Source organism: Mesorhizobium sp. P2_A12 (genome assembly GCF_056405075.1).
The window spans coordinates 900,773-919,888 of the sequence record NZ_JBFUCU010000001.1 but is presented as its reverse complement, the minus strand read 5'-3'; the positions used below and the strand labels follow the sequence as shown (position 1 = coordinate 919,888).

At 63.1% G+C, this 19,116-nt stretch carries 18 protein-coding genes and 2 tRNA genes; 15 read left to right on the top strand and 5 right to left on the bottom strand.

The genetic code is table 11. The features are described from left to right. Nucleotides 1–27 precede the first annotated feature (27 nt). Complete coding sequence (locus AC1DZU_RS04350; RefSeq protein ID WP_477282026.1) at nt 28–756, bottom strand: 3-deoxy-manno-octulosonate cytidylyltransferase; 729 nt, start codon at nt 754–756, stop codon at nt 28–30. 193 nt (nt 757–949) lie between these two features. On the opposite strand from AC1DZU_RS04350, the gene AC1DZU_RS04345 reads away from it, so the two are divergent. From AC1DZU_RS04345 to AC1DZU_RS04315, 7 genes are all read left to right on the top strand, one after another. Next, nucleotides 950–1,657: a c-type cytochrome gene (locus AC1DZU_RS04345; RefSeq protein ID WP_095082494.1), complete on the top strand. Its 708-nt coding sequence runs from the start codon at nt 950–952 to the stop codon at nt 1,655–1,657. 164 nt (nt 1,658–1,821) lie between these two features. Continuing rightward, nucleotides 1,822–3,699, top strand: coding sequence for an extracellular solute-binding protein (locus AC1DZU_RS04340; RefSeq protein ID WP_477282024.1), 1,878 nt, complete (start codon nt 1,822–1,824; stop codon nt 3,697–3,699). Then, nucleotides 3,699–5,567 (top strand): extracellular solute-binding protein, encoded by a 1,869-nt coding sequence (locus tag AC1DZU_RS04335; RefSeq protein ID WP_477282022.1) that lies wholly within the window; start codon nt 3,699–3,701, stop codon nt 5,565–5,567. The genes AC1DZU_RS04340 and AC1DZU_RS04335 overlap by 1 nt, the downstream gene beginning before the upstream one ends. 30 nt (nt 5,568–5,597) lie before the next feature. Continuing rightward, nucleotides 5,598–6,695 carry a microcin C ABC transporter permease YejB gene (locus tag AC1DZU_RS04330; RefSeq protein ID WP_095082500.1) on the top strand — a complete coding sequence of 366 codons (1,098 nt, stop codon included), beginning with the start codon at nt 5,598–5,600 and terminating at the stop codon, nt 6,693–6,695. Continuing rightward, nucleotides 6,695–7,840: an ABC transporter permease gene (locus AC1DZU_RS04325; protein WP_477282019.1), complete on the top strand. Its 1,146-nt coding sequence runs from the start codon at nt 6,695–6,697 to the stop codon at nt 7,838–7,840. The genes AC1DZU_RS04330 and AC1DZU_RS04325 overlap by 1 nt, the downstream gene beginning before the upstream one ends. Beyond that, nucleotides 7,837–9,468, top strand: coding sequence for an ABC transporter ATP-binding protein (locus AC1DZU_RS04320; protein ID WP_477282017.1), 1,632 nt, complete (start codon nt 7,837–7,839; stop codon nt 9,466–9,468). Before AC1DZU_RS04325 ends, AC1DZU_RS04320 begins: the two co-directional genes overlap by 4 nt. A gap of 38 nt (nt 9,469–9,506) precedes the next feature. Beyond that, on the top strand, nt 9,507–10,448 hold the full coding sequence (locus AC1DZU_RS04315; protein ID WP_477282015.1) for a 2-hydroxyacid dehydrogenase: 942 nt from the start codon (nt 9,507–9,509) through the stop codon (nt 10,446–10,448). 101 nt (nt 10,449–10,549) lie between these two features. Here AC1DZU_RS04315 and AC1DZU_RS04310 read toward each other — a convergent pair whose 3' ends face one another. Then, nucleotides 10,550–10,906, bottom strand: a complete 357-nt coding sequence (locus tag AC1DZU_RS04310; RefSeq protein ID WP_184877448.1) for a hypothetical protein — start codon at nt 10,904–10,906, stop codon at nt 10,550–10,552. Between the two features lie 123 nt (nt 10,907–11,029). Further along, the gene (locus AC1DZU_RS04305) at nt 11,030–11,944 is read right to left on the bottom strand and encodes a class I SAM-dependent DNA methyltransferase (protein WP_477282013.1); all 915 of its coding nucleotides are present in this window, start codon (nt 11,942–11,944) and stop codon (nt 11,030–11,032) included. Nucleotides 11,945–12,064: 120 nt separating this feature from the next. Between AC1DZU_RS04305 and AC1DZU_RS04300 the strand changes: the two genes are divergently transcribed. Both AC1DZU_RS04300 and AC1DZU_RS04295 read left to right on the top strand, forming a co-directional pair. Then, the gene (locus tag AC1DZU_RS04300; RefSeq protein ID WP_477282011.1) at nt 12,065–13,072 is read left to right on the top strand and encodes a ligase-associated DNA damage response exonuclease; all 1,008 of its coding nucleotides are present in this window, start codon (nt 12,065–12,067) and stop codon (nt 13,070–13,072) included. A 4-nt stretch (nt 13,073–13,076) separates the two neighbouring features. Continuing rightward, the gene (locus tag AC1DZU_RS04295) at nt 13,077–14,678 is read left to right on the top strand and encodes a cisplatin damage response ATP-dependent DNA ligase (RefSeq protein WP_477282009.1); all 1,602 of its coding nucleotides are present in this window, start codon (nt 13,077–13,079) and stop codon (nt 14,676–14,678) included. Nucleotides 14,679–14,816: 138 nt separating this feature from the next. Here AC1DZU_RS04295 and AC1DZU_RS04290 read toward each other — a convergent pair whose 3' ends face one another. Further along, nucleotides 14,817–15,989, bottom strand: a complete 1,173-nt coding sequence (locus AC1DZU_RS04290; RefSeq protein WP_477282007.1) for a hypothetical protein — start codon at nt 15,987–15,989, stop codon at nt 14,817–14,819. Between the two features lie 329 nt (nt 15,990–16,318). Here AC1DZU_RS04290 and AC1DZU_RS04285 point away from each other — a divergent pair. Beyond that, nucleotides 16,319–16,394: transfer RNA gene (locus AC1DZU_RS04285), tRNA-Thr, on the top strand. 88 nt (nt 16,395–16,482) lie between these two features. On the opposite strand, the gene AC1DZU_RS04280 is transcribed toward AC1DZU_RS04285, so the two are convergent. Next, nucleotides 16,483–16,558, bottom strand: a tRNA-Cys gene (locus AC1DZU_RS04280). A 150-nt stretch (nt 16,559–16,708) separates the two neighbouring features. On the opposite strand from AC1DZU_RS04280, the gene AC1DZU_RS04275 reads away from it, so the two are divergent. From AC1DZU_RS04275 to AC1DZU_RS04255, 5 genes are all read left to right on the top strand, one after another. Continuing rightward, nucleotides 16,709–16,897 (top strand): YodC family protein, encoded by a 189-nt coding sequence (locus AC1DZU_RS04275; RefSeq protein ID WP_095082538.1) that lies wholly within the window; start codon nt 16,709–16,711, stop codon nt 16,895–16,897. Nucleotides 16,898–17,131: 234 nt separating this feature from the next. Next, complete coding sequence (locus tag AC1DZU_RS04270) at nt 17,132–17,560, top strand: EF-hand domain-containing protein (RefSeq protein WP_477282005.1); 429 nt, start codon at nt 17,132–17,134, stop codon at nt 17,558–17,560. 45 nt (nt 17,561–17,605) lie between these two features. Further along, nucleotides 17,606–18,148: an RNA polymerase sigma factor gene (locus tag AC1DZU_RS04265; protein ID WP_477282003.1), complete on the top strand. Its 543-nt coding sequence runs from the start codon at nt 17,606–17,608 to the stop codon at nt 18,146–18,148. A gap of 68 nt (nt 18,149–18,216) precedes the next feature. Continuing rightward, the gene (locus tag AC1DZU_RS04260; RefSeq protein WP_477282001.1) at nt 18,217–18,639 is read left to right on the top strand and encodes a hypothetical protein; all 423 of its coding nucleotides are present in this window, start codon (nt 18,217–18,219) and stop codon (nt 18,637–18,639) included. After that, nucleotides 18,636–19,091 carry a periplasmic heavy metal sensor gene (locus AC1DZU_RS04255; protein ID WP_477281999.1) on the top strand — a complete coding sequence of 152 codons (456 nt, stop codon included), beginning with the start codon at nt 18,636–18,638 and terminating at the stop codon, nt 19,089–19,091. The genes AC1DZU_RS04260 and AC1DZU_RS04255 overlap by 4 nt, the downstream gene beginning before the upstream one ends. Nucleotides 19,092–19,116: the final 25 nt, after the last annotated feature.

Below are 19,116 nucleotides of genomic sequence, written 5' to 3'. Positions count from 1 at the left end.
CAAGGTGTCGCGGTTCGAAGGGATTGTTCAGTGTGAAAGGATGGTTCTGGCGCGTTCCAGATCTTGCGGCGTATCGACGCCAAGTGGCAATGAACGCACGATCTCGGCATCGATGCGCATGCCGGCTTCCAGGGCCCGCAGTTGTTCCAGCCGTTCGCGCCGTTCCAGCGGCGACGGCTTCAGCGCGACGAAGCGCTCGAGTGCTGCGCGGCGATAGGCGTAGAGGCCGACATGGTGGTAAAGCGCGCCCTCGCCCCATGGTGCGGTGGCGCGGGTGAAATAGAGCGCCCTCAGCCTGGTGCCGGAGAGCGGCGAGCCGACGATCTTGACGACGTTGGGATTGGTCTTTTCCTCGTCGCGGACGATCTCGACGCCGAGCGTGGCGATATCCACCGCCCTATCCTCGAACGGCCTGAGCGACGCGGCGATGATTTCCGGGTCGATTGTCGGCAAATCGCCTTGCACATTGACGATCGTTTCGACCTTGCGTTCAGGATCCAGCGCAACCAAAGCCTCGTGGATGCGATCGGAGCCGGATTCGTGATCCATGCGCGTCATCACGGCCTCGAAACCATGCGCGCGCACCGCTTCCGCCACGCTTTGCGTGTCGGTCGCCACCACCACCCGGCCGMGGCCGGCCKCGGCGGCGCGGCGGGCGACATGGACGATCATCGGCACGCCGGCAATGTCGGCCAGCGGCTTGCCCGGCAGGCGGGTCGAGGCCATGCGGGCCGGGATCAGGATCAGCGTGGACATGCGCGTTGCAAGGCGTCTCAAAAGGGGAAGGGAAAAGTGGCAAAAGGTCTCACTGGAAGCGCCCTTATAGGTGTTGCAACGCCGGAGCAAAAGACCTAGTTTCCGCCCGATTTGACCGCCTTAGCAGGGTGGGTCACGATACCGACGGACGGAGTGGACGGATCGGTCCGCCGGAAAAGGGAGCAAGGGGCGTATGGATTCCAACGAAGTCAACAAGCTGCTCGCCGGATTGCTCGGAACTGTTTTCGTGGTCTTCTCGGTTGGCCTTGTGTCCGATGCGCTGTTTGCCTCGCCGGCGCCGGAAAAGCCTGGCTTCGCCATCGAAGCCACCGAACCCGCCGAAGGCGGCCCGGCCGCTCCGGCCGCCGAAGCCAAGCCGATCGCCGACCTTCTGGCGACTGCCAATGTCGAAGCGGGCGCTGCGGTGTTCAAGAAATGCCAGGCCTGCCATTCCGGTGAAAAGGGCGGCCCCAACAAGGTCGGCCCCGATCTTTGGGATCTCATCGACCGTCCGGTTGGCGAGCATGAAGGCTTTGCCTATTCGGCCGGCATGAAGGAATTCTCCAAGGGCGGCACCGAGAAGTGGACCTATGACAACATCAACCACTTCATCACCTCGCCGAAGAAATTCGTGAAGGGCACGGCCATGGGCTTTGCCGGCCTGCCCAAGGACGAGGACCGCGCCAACGTCATCGCCTATCTGCGCACGCTGTCCGACAATCCCAAGCCGCTGCCGGCGCCAGGGGCTGCGGCTGATGCGACCGCGCCCGCCAAGCCTGCCGAAGCAGCCGCCCCTGCCAAGCCGGCAGAGGGTGCCGCTCCCGCCAAGCCTGCGGCTCCGGCTGCGCCAGCTCCCGCCGCCCCGGCTCCAGCCGCTCCGGCACCGGCGCCTGCCCAATAAACAAATTGTCACCTCGACGATCTTGAAAAAGCCGGGTTCAGCCCGGCTTTTTTGTTAGCAAGATCGCATATGCAGCGACAAAGCCGCGCATTGCGGTTTTCACGAGCGGCAAATCAACTAGATTGCCTTTCTGGAATGGACACGCAGCGCGAAGAGGACAGTGCATGACGGTTGGCCGAACGCTTCTCAAATCGTTGCTGGCGGCAGCCCTGCTGGCGGCGGGATTGCAAGCGTCGCAAGCCGACGAATGGCGCACCACCTCATCGCTGATCGGCGAGTCCAAATACGGCGACAATTTCCAGCACTACGATTACGTCAACCCGAACGCGCCTAAGGGCGGCACGCTGAATTCGGTGCTGCTCGGCACGTTCGACAGCTTCAATCCCTATGTCGTCCAGGGATCGCCTGCTGCCGGCCTTGTCGCGTTTGGCGGCGGCCTGCTCTACGACACGCTGATGGAGCAAGCGACCGACGAAGGAAGCACCAGCCATCCGTTGATCGCCGACGCCTACAAATATCCGGCCGATTATTCCTCCGCGACCTACCGGCTCGACCCGCGCGCCAAATGGCATGACGGCCAGCCGATCACCGTCGACGACGTGATCTGGTCGTTCCAGGTGCTGAAGGCGAACAGCCCGCAATACAGCCGCTATTTCGAGAACGTTACCGATGCGGCCGCCGTCTCCGACCGCGAGGTCGAGTTCCATTTCAATCAAAAGGGCAATCGGGAACTGCCGAAGATCATCGGCGACCTTGCCGTCCTGCCGAAACACTGGTGGGAAGGCACCGATGCCAACGGCAAGAAGCGCGACGTGACCAAGCCGACGCTGGAGATTCCGCTCGGTTCGGCCGCCTACAAGATCGCCAGTTTCAAGCCCGGCTCGGAGATCATCTGGCAGCGCGTGCCCGACTACTGGGCAGCCAAACTGCCGGTGAAGATCGGCCGCGAGAATTTCGACACGCGACGCTATACCTACATCCTCGACGACAACGCCGCTTGGCTGGCCTTCACCAAGGGTGGGCTGGAAGACATCAACCGCGAATACAGCTCGCGCAAATGGGCAACGGCTTACAATTTTCCTGCATTCCAAGCCGGTGATGTCGTCAAGAAGGACTTCCAGACCCAGGCGCCACAGGCAATGCAGGGTTTCGTCCTCAACCAGCGGCGGCCGCTGTTCCAGGACCGGCTGGTGCGTGAAGCGCTGACAATCCCGTTCGATTTCGAGAGCATGAACCGCACGCTGTTCTTCGGCTTCAACACCCGCACATCGAGCTATTTCCAGGGCACCGAACTGGCATCTACCGGATTGCCGCAAGGCAAGGAGCTGGAAATCCTGGAAAAATATCGCGACAAGCTGCCGCCCGAACTGTTCACCCAGGAATTCAAGCTGCCGGTTTACGATTCCCCACAGGCGGAACGGAAATACCTGAAACAGGCGGTTGATCTGTTCGCCATGGCTGGCTGGGTGATCAAGGGCGGCAAGATGGTCAATGCCAAGACCGGCGTGCCGTTCAGGTTCGAAATTCTCGGCTGGAACGACACCGACCAGGTGATCGCCAGCCCCTACATCGCCAATCTGCGCAAGATCGGTGTCGACGCCACGCTGCGCATCATCGACCAGACGCAGTACATCAACCGCGTCAACAATTTCGATTTCGATGTCGTCACGGGGATTTTCCAGCAGTCGGATTCGCCAGGCAACGAGCAACGCGACTTCTGGACTTCGAAAGCCGCCGATGCGCCGGGTTCGCGCAATCTGATGGGCATCAAGGACCCGATCATCGACGCGCTGGTCGACCGTATCATCTTTGCCACCGATCGCGACGACCTTGTCGCCGCCACCCACGCGCTCGACCGTATCCTGCTGTGGAACTTCTACGTCGTGCCGCAATATTACCGGTCCGCCGTCTGGCTGGCCTATTGGGACAAGTTCGGCTTTCCAGACAAGCAGCCCGCCTATGTCGGCGCCGACATCGATTCCTGGTGGATCGACCCCGAGAAGGAAAAGGCGCTGGCGGCCAAGTACAAGGGCGGCAATTGATGGCGGTCCTTGCCCGCCGCGATTTTCTGGCATTGGGCGGCGCTGTCGCAGCCGCCGCCCTGCTGCCTGGCCGGGCCTTCGCCACCGCCCCGACTGGCGTAAAACTGCACGGCCTGTCGGCTTTCGGCGATCTCAAATACAAGCCGGACTTCGCACATTTCGACTATGTCAATCCGGACGCGCCCAAGGGCGGCCAGATGAATTTCGCGCCGCCCAACGCCACCTTGAATCAGAGCTTCCTGACTTTCAACACGTTGAATTCCCTGGTGTTGAAAGGAGATTCACCGCCGCGAACGGAGCTTTGTTTCGATTCTCTGATGGCAAGCGCGCTCGATGAGCCGGATGCGGTCTATGGCCTGCTTGCCGAGTCCGTCACCTTGTCGCAAGACCGCAATGGCTTCCGCTTCGTGCTGCGACCGCAAGTGCGCTTCAACGACGGTTCGCCGCTGACCGCTGAAGACGTTGCCTTCGCGTTGAAGCTTTACAAAGACCAAGGCCATCCGAACCTTTCCAAGGCGCTGCGGTATATGACGGAAGCGGTCGCGGTCGATCCCACCACTCTCGACCTGACCTTCAACGGCCAGCAGTCGCCGCAGAACATCCTTGCGATCGTGGCAATGCCGATCGTGTCCAAGGCCTTTTATACGGCCAATGATTTCGATGCCTCGACGATGACACCGCCGCTCGGCTCGGGGCCTTACAAGATAGGGCGCGTGGCAGCCGGACAGACTGTCGAATATGACCGCGTCGCCGACTATTGGGGCCGCGATCTAGCCGTGAACCGCGGACTGTACAATTTCGACCGCATCCGCATCGACTTCTATCTTGATCGGCAGGCGGCTTTTGAAGCCTTCAAGAAAGGCGACACGCATTTTCGCGAGGAATTCACCGCGCGGGTATGGGCGACCGGATACGACTTTCCGGCGCTGAAGGATGGCAAGATCGTCAAACGGGAATTTCCCGGTGAGAAGACGCCAGACATGCAGGGCGTAGCGTTGAATCAACGTCGTCCGCAATTTCGCGACGAGCGGGTACGGCGCGCGATCGCCAGATGCTTCGATTTCGAATGGATGAAGCGGGCCCTGTTTTACGGCTCTTACGAGCGCTCTCAATCGAACTTCGAACGGTCGGATTATAAGGCCGAAGGTCTGCCATCGCCTGGCGACTTGGCCCTGCTCGAGCCGTTCCGGGCCGAGTTGCCACCAGAGGTCTTTGGCGAAGCCGTGACGCAGCCTCTGTCCGACGGGTCGGGCCATGACCGCAAGCTGCTGGGCGAGGCTTCGAGATTGCTTGCGCAAGCCGGCTGGAAACGTGCGGGCAGTTTCGTCGTCAACGCCAAGGGTGAGCGCCTGCAGGTTGAAATGCTGGCAGAGGATGACGGCATCGTTCGAATCTTCACTCCATGGTCCGAGAATATGAAGGCGATCGGGATCGACGCCTCGATCCGGCAAATCGATTCGGCACAGTATGAACAGCGGCACAGTGATTTCGATTTCGATCTTACCGTGCTGCATTGGTCGATCGGAGCGACGCCGACTGAAGACGGCCTGGAGATGCTCTATGATTCGCGAATGGCGAAAACGCCGGGGCAACGCAACTATCCGGGCACGGAAAGCAAGGCCATCGACGCGCTGATCGTGGCAGCCGGCAAGGCGCAAAGCCGAACCGAACTCGTCACCGCGCTTAGGGCGCTCGACCGGGTCTTGCGCGCACGGCTAGACTGGATTCCAACATACTATCTGGCGAATCACCGCGTCGCCTATTGGGACATGTTCGACTTCGTCGAGCAAAAGCCCGATTTCGGCTTTCCGGTCGAGACGCTGTGGTGGTTCGATAAGGGCAAGGCGGCAAAAATTGGCAAAGGCTGAGATGTTCGCTCAAGCAGGGCAAAAGACCTGATGGGCGCTTATATCCTGCGCCGCATCCTGTTGATGATCCCGACCCTGTTCGGCATCATGGCGATTTCCTTCGCCGTCATCCAGTTCGCGCCGGGCGGCCCGGTCGAGCAGGTCATCGCCCGGCTGACCAACCAGGGCGGCAGCGATCGCCTCGGCGGCGGCGGTGGTGACGCGGTCGGTGGCGCCAATGTCGATGTCGCCGGTGATGTCAGCTCAAAATATCGCGGCGCCCAAGGCCTCGATCCGGAATTCATCAAGAAGCTGGAGAAGCAGTTCGGCTTCGACAAGCCGCCGCTCGAGCGCTTCGGCATGATGTTGTGGAATTATGCGCGCTTCGATTTCGGCGACAGCTATTTCCGCGATATTTCGGTGCTCAACCTGATCCTGGAAAAAATGCCGGTGTCGATCTCGATCGGGCTGTGGATCACGCTTCTGTCCTACCTGATCTCGATCCCGCTCGGTATCCGCAAGGCGGTCAAGGACGGCACGCCTTTCGACGTCTGGACCAGCGGCGTCGTCATTGTTGGCTATGCCATTCCGGGCTTCCTGTTCGGCATCATGCTGATGGTGCTGTTTGCCGGCGGATCGTTCTGGGACTGGTTTCCCCTGCGCGGCCTCACCTCCGACAATTGGGACCAGCTATCCTGGTCCGGCAAGATCATCGACTATTTCTGGCACATGACCTTGCCGCTGACGGCGCTGGTGCTGTCGGCCTTCGCCACCACGACGCTGTTGACCAAGAACTCGTTTCTGGAAGAGATCCGCAAGCAGTATGTGGTGACGGCGCGCGCCAAGGGCCTGTCGGAGCGGCAGGTGCTCTACGGCCACGTCTTCCGCAACGCCATGCTGATCGTGATCGCCGGTTTTCCGGGCGCCTTTATCTCGGCCTTCTTCACCGGCTCGCTGCTGATCGAGAACATCTTTTCCCTCGATGGCCTCGGCCTGCTCGGCTTCAGGTCGGTGGTCGAGCGCGACTATCCGGTGGTGTTCGCCAATCTCTACATCTTCTCGCTGCTCGGGCTGTTCGTCGGATTGCTGTCCGACCTGCTCTACACCTGGGTCGATCCGCGCATCGATTTCGAGCGGAGAGACGTCTGATGTCGGACACCACCGCGACCACGGAGGCCGCACCGGAGCGGATCGTGCGGCCGTGGCTGTCGCCGCTCAACAAGCGCCGCCTGCAGAATTTCAAAGCGAACCAGCGCGGCTACTGGTCGCTGTGGATCTTCCTTGTCCTGTTCGTGCTGTCGCTGTTTGCCGAATTCATCGCCAACGACAAGCCGATCATCGCTTCCTACAAGGGCGAAATCCTGTTTCCTGTGCTGGTCGCCTACCCCGAGGAAAAGTTTGGCGGCTTCTACGCAGTCACCGACTATCGCGACCCGGTCATCCAGGACGAGATCAACGCCAATGGCTGGATGATCTGGCCGCCTGTGCGCTACTCCTACCAGACCGTCAACAACGCCATTCCGGAAGCGGCACCGGCCAAACCGTCCTGGCAGTATGACGCCAAGGCGCGCTGCAGCCAGTATCCGCAAGGGGCGGCCGATCCGGCCTGCATCGTCGGCAACTGGAATTGGCTCGGCACCGACGACCAGGCGCGCGACGTGCTGGCGCGCGTCATCTACGGCTTCCGCATTTCGGTGCTGTTTGGCCTGATCCTGACCGTCGGTTCGGCCCTGATCGGCGTCGCGGCCGGCGCCGTGCAAGGCTATTTCGGCGGCTGGACCGATCTCCTGTTCCAGCGCTTCATCGAAATCTGGTCGGCGATCCCGGTGCTCTATCTCTTGCTCATCGTCGCCGCCATCCTGCCGCCGGGCTTCTTCATCCTGCTCGGCCTGATGCTGTTGTTCTCCTGGGTGGCGCTGGTCGGCGTGGTGCGGGCCGAGTTCCTGCGCGCTCGCAATTTCGAATATGTCAACGCGGCGCGCGCGCTAGGCGTACCCAACCGCACCATCATGTTCCGGCATTTGCTGCCCAACGCCATGGTAGCGACATTGACCTTCCTGCCGTTCCTGCTCTCGGGCTCGATCTCGACGCTGACCTCGCTCGACTATCTCGGCTTCGGCCTGCCGCCCGGCTCCGCCTCGCTCGGCGAACTGTTGAAGCAGGCGCAGCGCAATCTCAACGCGCCGTGGCTCGGCATTTCCGGCTTCGTCGTCATCTCGCTAATGCTGTCGCTGCTGGTCTTCGTCGGCGAGGCGACGCGCGACGCCTTCGATCCGCGCAAGACGTTCCGATGAGCGAAGCGCCCCTGCTCAGCGTACAAGACCTCAGCGTCGCCTTTGCGCAAGGCGGACAGCAGTCGCTGGCCGTCGACCATATCTCGTTCGACATCGCCAAGGGCGAGACGGTGGCGCTGGTCGGCGAATCCGGCTCCGGCAAATCGGTGTCGGCGCTGTCGGTGCTGAAGCTTTTGCCATATCCCAGCGCCAGCCACCCCTCGGGAAGGATCCTGTTCCAGGGCGCCGACCTGCTTGCCATGAGCGAGAAGCAGTTGCGGCAGGTGCGCGGCAACAAGATCACTATGATCTTCCAGGAGCCGATGACTTCGCTCAATCCGCTGCACACGATCGAGCAGCAGATCGTCGAAATCCTGAAGCTGCATCAGGGCATGGCCGACCGCCCGGCCAAGGCGCGCACGCTGGCCCTGCTCAACGAGGTCGGCATCCGCGATCCGCAAAAGCGCCTCGATGCCTATCCGCACCAGTTGTCCGGTGGCCAGCGTCAGCGCGTGATGATCGCCATGGCGCTGGCCAACGAACCGGAACTGCTGATTGCCGACGAGCCGACGACGGCACTCGACGTCACCGTTCAGGCGCAGATCCTCGAATTGCTGGCCGGCCTGAAGAGCCGCAAAGGCATGTCGATGCTGTTCATCACCCATGACCTCGGCATCGTGCGCAAGATTGCCGACCGGGTCTGCGTGATGACCAAGGGCAAGATCGTCGAGACCGGCCCGACCAAGGACATCTTCGCCAACCCGCAACACCCCTATACGCGCCATCTGCTGGCCGCCGAGCCGAAGGGCAAGCCGCCGGCCGCCAACGCCGCCGCCAAGCCTGTCATGACCGGCAAGGACATCAAGGTCTGGTTTCCGATCAAGCAGGGCTTCTTCCGGCGCACCGTCGACAATGTGAAGGCGGTCGATGGCATCGATGTCACCGTGCGTGCTGGCCAGACACTTGGCGTGGTCGGCGAATCCGGCTCCGGCAAGACAACGCTCGGCCTTGCGCTGGCGCGGATGATCTCGTCGACCGGGAGCATCCAGTTCAACGGGCACGACATCAATCAGCTCTCCTTCAACGCCATGCGGCCGCTGCGGCGCGAATTGCAGATCGTCTTCCAGGACCCGTTCGGCTCGCTCAGCCCGCGCATGTCGATCGCCGAGATCATCGAGGAAGGCCTGAAGATCCACGAGCCGAAACTATCGCCCGACCAGCGCGACGCGCGCGTCGCCGACGTGCTGAAGGAAGTGGGGCTCGACCCTGCAACCCGCAACCGCTACCCGCACGAGTTTTCCGGCGGCCAGCGCCAGCGTGTCGCCATCGCGCGCGCCATGGTGCTCAACCCGCGCTTCGTCATGCTGGACGAGCCGACATCGGCGCTCGACATGAGCGTTCAGGCACAGGTCGTCGACCTGTTGCGCAGCCTGCAGGCCAAGCACGACCTCGCCTATCTCTTCATTAGCCACGACCTCAAGGTCATCCGGGCGCTGGCCAACGATGTCATCGTCATGCGCAATGGCAGGATCGTCGAAGCCGGCCCTTCCGAACAGATTTTTGGAAATCCACAAACCGACTATACTCGGGCGCTGATCTCGGCCGCCTTCAAGATAGAGACGGCGCCGGTCGGCATCGTCAGCGAATAGCCTGGACAACGGGCACGCATAACAGGGAAACGCCATTGATGGAAAAAGGCCGCATCCTGCTTGCCGTCACCGGCTTTCATCCGCAGCGCTGGCGCGAGCTCTTGTCGGCCGAGCGCGAGGTGGTGCTGGAACCGGACGGCGCCAGCGACCCGTCGATCACCTATGCGGTGGTGTGGAAGCAGAAGCCGAACATTCTGGCATCGCTGCCCAATCTGCGGGCCATCTTCTCGATCGGTGCCGGCGTCGACCATATCTTCGCCGACCCGGGCCTGCCGGATGTGCCTGTTGTCAAGGTCGTCGCCGACAACCTCACGCAGTACATGACCGAATATGTCGTCTGGCGGGTTCTCGACCATCACCGCCACGGCCTGCTCTACCGGTCGCAGCAGCCAAAAAAGATCTGGCACGAGCCGCAGCAGCGGCCGGCCAGCGACATTTCGGTCGGCATCATGGGCCTCGGCAATCTCGGCCGCGCCGCCGCCTCGGTGCTTTTGTCGCTCGGCTTTGCCGTCAATGGCTGGTCACGCAGCGAGCGGCCGATGAAAGGCGTAGCGACCTATTCCGGCGAGGCGGGACTGATCCCCTTCCTCAAGGCGACCGATATCCTGGTGGTGCTTTTGCCGCTGACGCCGGAAACGCATGGCATCATCAATTACGGCGTGCTGAAGGAACTGAGGAAGCGCAACGGTCTCGGCGGCTCGGTGCTGATCAATGCCGGTCGCGGCCGCCTGCAGAAGGACGCCGACATCGTGCGGGCACTGGATGACGGGACGCTGAAGGAGGCGAGCCTCGATGTGTTCGAAGTCGAACCGCTGCCGAAGACCAGCCCGCTGTGGGGACATCCCAAAGTGTTCGTGACGCCGCATTCGGCGGCGACCTCCGATCCTGTCCACCTGGCGCCGATCATGCTGCGCCAGATGGACGCCTTCGAGCGCGGCGAAAAGCTCGACCATCTGGTGGACCGCAAAGCTGGGTATTAAGCAATTCCAGGAAATGCGTGAAACGGTTTTCCCGGGAAAAGCGCGTAGCGCTTTCCCTCAGGGGAGTGACTCAAAACAAAGAGAGCGGCGCCCGCCCGATCCTAGCCAGGCAGCAGTTTCTTCTGCTGGTCTGGCTTGCCGCAATCGCGACGATCGATCGACCGGTTCATGGCATCCATCTCGCCGGTCGCCTTGTCGGCGTCCTGCTTGGCCTTCGAGCGCACATCCGGCATGAACGGGCCGAAGCCCATCGCCGGATTGGAGAAGGTGGGCTTCGCCTTCGTCGACAAATTGTGCTGCTGTGCCAGCGCGTTGCGCTGCGCCAGCAGCTGGCCGCAGGGCACGCTGTCATACTGCAGGGAGGACTGGATGTCGGCGTCCTGCCTCTCGGCCATCGAACTGCCCGCGCAGCCGGCGGTCACCAGGCAAGATGCCAAGACAATCATGTTCCAGCGCATCGACTCTGTTCCTCCTGATATCCCGCCTTGATGCGACCAGATCGCAAATATCAGTCGCGCATGCAAATCAGACTTTTTCGCAGCACGGATTATCTGCGGGCGCGACTGGAGGGGATTGCCGCCTCATCCCGGTAGCTTGCCTGCCACAACGACCAACCCGTTGACGGGTTCCCGGCGGTCCTGGCGGATCACGGTCGTTTCCAGCCACAGGACCGAAAACTCGTTGGCAGCCAGGATTTCACGCACATAATGTTCCGAATGCGCGTAGCGGCGCGATGGCAGCAACACAAAATCGCCATTGCCAACCAGGCTCTCGACGGAAAAGGCGAACAGGCCATCGCCGGCGAGCAAGCCGGCAACCGTCTTCACCACGCCGTCGAGCGCGCCGACATAGATGAAGACATCGGCCATCGCCACCAGATCGGCTTTCGGGCCGGCACAGGAAAAATCCCGCAGATCGGCCTTGCCGAGGAAATCGTAGATGCCTTTTGCGCGCGCCTGCTTCAGCATCCTGGCCGAAATGTCATATCCCTCCAGCCTATCGGCGATCGGCCGCAGCCTTTGCCCCATCAGCCCGGTGCCGCAGCCGAGATCGAGCGCCAGCGGGAAGCGGCCCGGCCTTGTCGACCGAATGGCCTGATCGAGCAATTCGGGCAGCCGGTACCCCAGCCTGTCGACCAGTGATTCATCGAAGCTGTCGGCATAGTGGTCGAACAGCGTCTCGACGAAGGCGCTAGGCAGCGCGCCGGTCTGCGGCGCCTTGCCGATCAATTGCAGGTGCAGTGCGGCGCCTTGACGATCCGTCGGATCGAGTTGCAGCGACATCGTCCATGCCTGCGCGGCGAGGTCCGGCGCACCCGCCGCCTGCTGCATTTCGCCGAGGCGAAACCAGCCCATCGCCCATTGCGGCTTCAGTTCCAGGGCACCAAGAAGCAATTCCGCCGCCGCAGCATGATCGCCGTCCGCATGCAGCATCTCGGCATAATCGGCACGGCGATCGGCGTTCAAGTCGCCGGACGAGGCCTGAAGCGGTTTCATGGCGATGGGTCCTGGGCGATGGGTCCTGTCGGCGGATGGAGCCGGCGGCGCTGTATGCGGGAGTCAGCAGTCACTTACAACAGGCTTCCCGCAACGGAATTATATCCTATCTTGGGGATCATGCGCGCCTCAGACCTGCTCCATCCCCGGCCCGAGGGCCTCTATTGCCCGCCAGGCGATTTCTTCATCGACCCGGTGCGGCCGGTGAACCGGGCGCTGATCACGCATGGTCATTCCGATCATGCGCGTTCCGGCCACCGCTCGGTGCTGGCCACACAGCAGACGCTCGACATCATGGGCCTGCGCTATGGCGAGGATTTTGCCGACACAACGCAAGCCGCACAGCTCGGCGAGACGATTGTCCTCGACGGTGTCAGCGTCAACTTCCATCCAGCCGGCCATGTGCTTGGCTCGGCGCAGATCGCCGTCGAGCACCAGGGCACGCGCATCGTCGCTTCCGGCGACTACAAGCGGCAGAAAGACGCGACCTGCGCGCCGTTCGAGCCGATCCCGTGCGATGTCTTCATCACCGAGGCGACTTTCGGCCTGCCGGTGTTTCGCCATCCACCCGACACGGAAGAGATCGCCCGCCTGCTGAAATCGGCGGCTCAGTTTCCCGAACGCTCGCATCTTGTCGGCGCCTATGCGCTGGGAAAGGCGCAGCGGGTGATGCGGCTGTTGCGCGACGCCGGCTACGACAGGCCGATCTACATCCATGGCGCGCTGGCCAGGCTCAGCGAATATTACCAGAGCCAGGGCATCGAGCTTGGGACGCTCGAACCGGCTACGGTGGAGGGCGGCAAGCAGGATTTCGCGGGCGCCATCGTGGTTGGTCCGCCGTCGGCTTTCGCAGACCGCTGGGCGCGGCGCTTTCCCGATCCGATCTCGTGCTTTGCCTCAGGCTGGATGCGCATCCGCCAACGCGCCAAGCAAGGCGGCGTCGAATTGCCGCTGATCATCTCGGACCACGCCGACTGGGACGAACTGACCGCCACCATCAAGGAGACCGGGGCCGAGGAAATCTGGGTGACGCATGGCCGCGAGGAAGCGCTGGTGCGCTGGTGCGAACTCGAGGGCATCGCCGCGCGGCCGCTGCATCTGGTCGGCTACGAGGACGAGGGCGATTGATGGCATGAACCGCTTCGCCGAACTTCTCGATCGCCTGGTGCTGACGCCGTCGCGCAACGGCAAGCTGACCTTGCTGACCGACCATTTCCGCAGCGTGGGGGATCCCGACCGTGGCCTGGCCCTGGCTGCCATCACTGGCGATCTCAACATCGCCGCGGTCAAGCCGGCGATGCTGCGCACCCTGGTCACCGAGCGCATGGACCCGGTGCTGTTCGGCTATTCCTACGACTATGTCGGCGATCTTGCCGAAACGGTGTCGCTGGTCTGGCCGCAAACGCCCGGAAACATCCCGAACCGCGAGCCGACGCTCGGCGAGGTCGTCGCCAGGCTGCAGGCGGCAAGCCGCTCCGACGGACCGAAGGTGCTGGCCGGACTGCTCGACAGCGCCGGCATCTCGGCGCGCTTTGCCGTCATCAAGCTGGTCACCGGCGGCCTGCGCATCGGCGTGTCGGCACGGCTGGCCAAACAGGCGCTGGCGGATTTCGGCAAGGTCGACGTCACCGAGATCGAGGAGCTTTGGCATGGGCTGTCGCCGCCTTACACGGCGCTGTTCGCCTGGCTGGAAGGCAAGGCCGAAAAGCCCAGGAATACGGCGATGGCCCTGTTTCGCCCGGTCATGCTGTCGAACCCGGTCGGCGACGGCGATCTCGAAAAGCTCGACCCCGCGGACTATGCGGCCGAATGGAAGTGGGACGGCATCCGCGTCCAGGCGGTCGCCGAAGGCGGTATCCGCCGGCTCTATTCGCGCACCGGCGACGATGTCTCCGGCGCCTTTCCGGATCTCGCCGACGCCATGCATTTTTCCGCAACGCTGGACGGCGAACTGCTGGTCGGCGATCCCCGGCAGGCGACCGGCACCTTCTCGGACCTGCAGCAGAGGCTGAACCGCAAGACGGTGACGCCGAAGATGCAGCAGCAATATCCAGCCTTCATGCGCTGCTACGACGTGCTGCAGATCGGCGCCGAGGATTTGCGCGCGCTGCCGTTTCGCGAGCGGCGCGGCCGTCTGGAGACCTTTGTCGGGACGCTCGACCCGAGCCGTTTCGATCTTTCGCCATTCGTCGACTTCGCCGACTGGCAGGCGCTGGAGGAGCTGCGCCGGGCGCCGCCGCATCCGATCATCGAGGGCGTCATGCTGAAGCGCTGGGACTCGCCCTATGTCGCCGGCCGGCCGAAAGGCCCGTGGTTCAAATGGAAGCGCGATCCGCACACGGTGGATGCCGTGCTGATGTATGCCCAACGCGGCCATGGCAAGCGCTCGAGCTTCTACTCGGACTACACGTTCGGCGTCTGGTCCGGCGGCGAAGGCGAGGAGGAACTGGTGCCGGTCGGCAAGGCCTATTTCGGCTTCACCGACGAAGAGCTGAAGCAGATCGACAAATATGTCCGCGACAACACCGTCGAACGCTTCGGACCGGTGCGCTCGGTACGGGCAGATCGCGACAACGGCCTGGTGCTGGAAGTCGCCTTCGAGGGCCTAAACCGCTCGACCCGGCACAAATCCGGCGTCGCCATGCGCTTTCCCCGCATTTCGCGGCTGCGCTGGGACAAGCCTGCCAACGAAGCCGACCGCATCGAGACGCTGCAGGCGCTGCTCGATCGCTAGAGCATGATGCCGAAAAGTGTGAAGCGGTTTTCGGACGACATCATGCTCTATCTCTTTGATTTAGAGGCGGATTCAGATTTCAGGTCGATTCGACCTGAAATCATCCGGCTCTAGGCCACTTGTCCTGCACGGATGCGCTTACGGCTCGACCGAGACCCGAATCTCGTAGATGTCCGCCGCCTTGCCTTGCTTGTCGAAGTCGGAATTGACGGCGATCGTGCCGGCCGAGCCCGGGTGCTTCTTGGGAAACTGCACGTCGAACAGATATTCGTTCTGCTGCTGGCCGACCGCGTAGCGCTTGCGGCCGCAGTCGCCCAGTTCGCCGAAATTGCAGTCGACGGAAATCTGCGTCTCCTTGCCTTCTTCGGAGCGGGCAATGATGTCGAACACGGCATGCTTGCCGGCGAGCTGTTCCAGCACGCCTTGCCCGACATCGAAGCTGATCGCCGAACCGGAGGCGCCGGAGCGGATGCGCAGGAACGACCCGGTGTCGTCCTTCATCACTTCGGCCTTGGCATCCGACGGGGCGCTGACATGCGACGCGTCGGTCGGCGAAAACACGTTGATCCAGTCGCGCGACTGGTCCGCGGCACCGGGCTTTGCCGGGCCGGTGTCGCCATCGGCCGGTGTGAAGTCGTCGTCGTTGACGGTCGGCGGCGCTTCGGGCGGAGCGGTGTCGAGCTGCGCCTGGGTCTTGAACACGCCGGTCTGCATGGCAAAGAACAGGCCGATGCCGACAGCGGCGAGCAGCGTCACGGTCAGGAAGATGGCGGTCAGCGGCAGGCGACGCCCCCTTATGCGCCGTTCATCGCGATCGGGCGCCACTTCCGTCGCGGCGTCGGCCGAGTCGGGAGCAGTCATGTCGATGGCCGGCGCGCCGGGAAGGCCGGCGTCCGGCATGATGTCGGGAACGACTGGCAGCACACGCGAGCGAGGCGCATCGGAGGCGGATTGCACGGGCTCGTCGACGACAACGACGGGTGATGCCGGTTGCCCGGTCTCAACCGCAGGAGCGGGGTCCGCACCCACCTCGACCGCAGGAGCCGGGTCCCCGCCAAGCTCGACCGCCGGCGCATCGCCCTGCGGGCCGATATCCGGCACCGCCGGCAGATACTCGGATTCGATTTCGGTGATTTTCGCCTGTATCGCCTTGCGGCGCTTGATGGCGACTTCCACGGTCACGTCAGGATTGGCCTGGAGCGCACGGTCGAGCGCGGCAAAAGCCGATCGATAGACCCTTTCGCGGAACGCGCGGTCCTCGGCGTTGCCTTTCTCGAAGGCATTCCGGATCGCCTTTTCGATTGCGTCCAAGCGGATCCCTCTGCACGTTTGCCCAACCTTGCCATGATCGTTAGCCGCAGGCGACCAATCAATCAACGGGCGAGCGGCGCATTCTGCCTTGTCAGGGTGTGCAAAGTCCATTCCGACGCTGTTCCGGCAACGAAATCAGCGTGTTTCAGCAATTTTGACCAGCAGGAGGGAGCGAACCGCACGCCTGACGTCGCGCCCGATTGGCGAGCAAACGCGACGGACGGCTTTCGACGGCCACATAGACCCTTGCATGAATTGCCAAGTCGCATCTTGAATTCGCCGCCGGTTGAGTCTATCACCCCCGCATCTTGGAGGCTCTGGCCTCCTGGGCCGCTTTAGCTCAGTTGGTAGAGCACATCATTCGTAATGATGGGGTCAGGTGTTCGAGTCACCTAAGCGGCACCATCCCTTCAAACAGCCATCAATGGCGTCGTCACCGGACTAAAGCCCGTGCTCCGGCCTCTCGCTGCTTAGTAGGACAGGTAAGTGAGGATGGAGGCCTCGCCTCGGGATCGAACCGAGGCTTCAGAGATTTGCAGTCTCCAGCGTAGCCGCTCCGCCACGAGGCCATCGCCGTCCACGTAGCAGCCAAATATTTACGGAAAGGTTAAGGCCGAACCGCCGCTGGAGCAAAGGCTTGCGGCGCCGGCGAGGCATATCGGCCATTGTCGAGGCCCTGGTTTGGTGTGACACTCTAAGCCTCTGAATGGAGGTCGAAAATGCCCAACAATTTCAAGACCGGAGACGTCGTCAGGCTGAAGTCCGGAGGCCCGAAAATGACCATCAGCGACGGCGCGGCCTCAGGCATATTCATGTGCCATTGGTTCAACCGCGAGGGTGACGTGTGGACCCCGCAACATGCCGGCTTCAAACCGGACCAGTTGGTCGCGGCCGACCAGTCAGACTAGGTCTCCGCCGACGCGGTTTCGCCTAGGCCGGCGACAAACCTGGCACGGTTCACGTCCAGCGTTGAGGCGCCGGGTTCGGCACGTCATTGCAGCCGCTGACGGGGCCTTGCATCCAGGAAATGCGTCCGAAACGGATTTGCGCGACCGACGGATTTCCGTCGTCGCGGCGTTTAACGGTCGAAGCGTAACCTCGGCACAGGCCGTGGCCGACGCGCCAACCGGAGACGCCAACGCATGATACGCCGTTCGATACTTGCCGCTGCCTTGAGCCTGCTGACCGTAGCGGCTCTCGCCCAGACGGCGACGCAGCCGCCTGCCGCGACGCCGCCGGTTGCCGCGCCAGCGACACCAAAGGCCAGGTCCGACATCACGCTGGCCATATTCCAGAAGCGGCGCGAGAAGGCGATCATGGCTGCCGACACGGATGGCGACGGCAAGATCAGCCTGCTGGAATGGGAAGCCTTTCAGGCCAAGCGCAACATCAAGGGCGACCCCGTCAAATCCTTCGCGCGTCTCGATTCCAACCATGACGGCTTCGTCGACCGCGCCGAACTCGATGCCTTCTTCGCCAAGCGCTTTGCCAGGCTGGACAAGAATTCCGACGGCGTCCTGACGGCCGACGAACTGCCGGGCCACAAAACCGCTCCCAAGCAGGAGCAATGACCAAGAGGCAATGACGTGCGATGAACATCGGGAGTGCGCCGGCTGATGAGCGCCGATCCGGACGAGGAGCTGGTTCGCCGCGTCGGCGCCGGCGATCCGGCAGCCGTGCAGACGCTCGTCGCGCGCAAACTGCCCCGCATCCTGGCGCTTGCCGTGCGCATGCTCGGCGATGCTGCGGAGGCCGAGGATGTCGCGCAGGAGACCTTCGTGCGGATCTGGCGCCATGCCTCGGGCTGGCGACGCGGCAATGCGCGCTTCGACAGCTGGGTCCACCGGGTGACGCTGAACCTCTGTTACGACCGGCTGCGCCGCAAGCGCGAATGGGTGACCGACGACCTGCCGGAAATGGTCGACCCGGCCGCACTTCCCGATGCCCATCCGCAGGAAGACGCGCAGCGGGTCGAACGAGCGCTGCAAGGCATAGCGCCGCGCCAGCGCGAAGCGATCGTCCTGGTCTATTACCAGGAGATGTCCAACGTCGAGGCGGCAGCGACCCTGGAGATCAGCGTCGACGCCCTGGAGAGCCTGCTTTCGCGCGGCCGGCGGTCGCTGCAGACGATCCTGGCCAGGGATGGCGCCGATGAGTGAGAATCGGGCAAGCGGCGCCGATGGGCAAGGGGAACACCATGGCTGAAGGGTCCAGGAACGAACCGGCAATGGATGCCAAGCGCTTTGCGGCCCTGGCTGCGGCCTATGGCGGTGACTTGCGGCGATGGCCGGAGGCTGAACGGGTGGCCGCCGCGATCTTTGCGCCGAGCGAGGCTGGCCAGGCCATTTTGCAGCATGCCGGGAGACTTGACGCCCTGCTGGACAGCTACCGTGTCGACGCCCCCGACAGGGCCCTGCACGGCAGCATCCTGCAGGCCGCCGGCCGGTACCTCGCCCAGCGCCGGCGTCAGCGGTTCTGGTGGCTTGGACTGGGGCTTGCCGGCATTGGCCTGGCTGGCGCTGTCGCCGGATTGGCCCTGGTGAGCATCGTCACGCCCGAGGTCCAGCCGGACCGCTACGTGCTGGATGCCAATGCGACGGCGTTCGGCGACGCCGGCCCGGACCGCGACACGATCGAGGAAGACCTATGAGCATGAGCCGAAACCTTGTCACCCTGTCGGTGGTGCTCAACGTCTTCCTGGCCGGAGCGCTTGCCGGCGGGGCCGTCTGGATAAGAAGCGGCAAGTCAGGCCAGGGCTACTCGCTGGAGACTGCCGGCGGCCGGCTTCCCGATAAGGATCGCACGGTGTTCCGCGAGGCGCTGCGCGACGTTCGCCGCGAATCCCGTCAGGTCATCCTCGACGGCCAGCAAGCCAGGCGCGAGGCGGCAGACCTGCTGCGACAGCCGGTTCTGGACGCGACGGCCCTGTCGGCGGCGCTGGAGCGGGCGCGCAATGCCGACGTCACCGTGCGCATGCGGCTTGAGCAGCGCATCGTCGCGTTCGCGGCGGCAAGTTCCGCCGAGGGCCGCCGCGTGCTGGCGGAAGGGCTCATCAGACGCGCTGGGTCGCAACTGTCGGCGGTGCCAAAAAAATCGCCGTGACGACCGACGGAAAACGCCGACGACG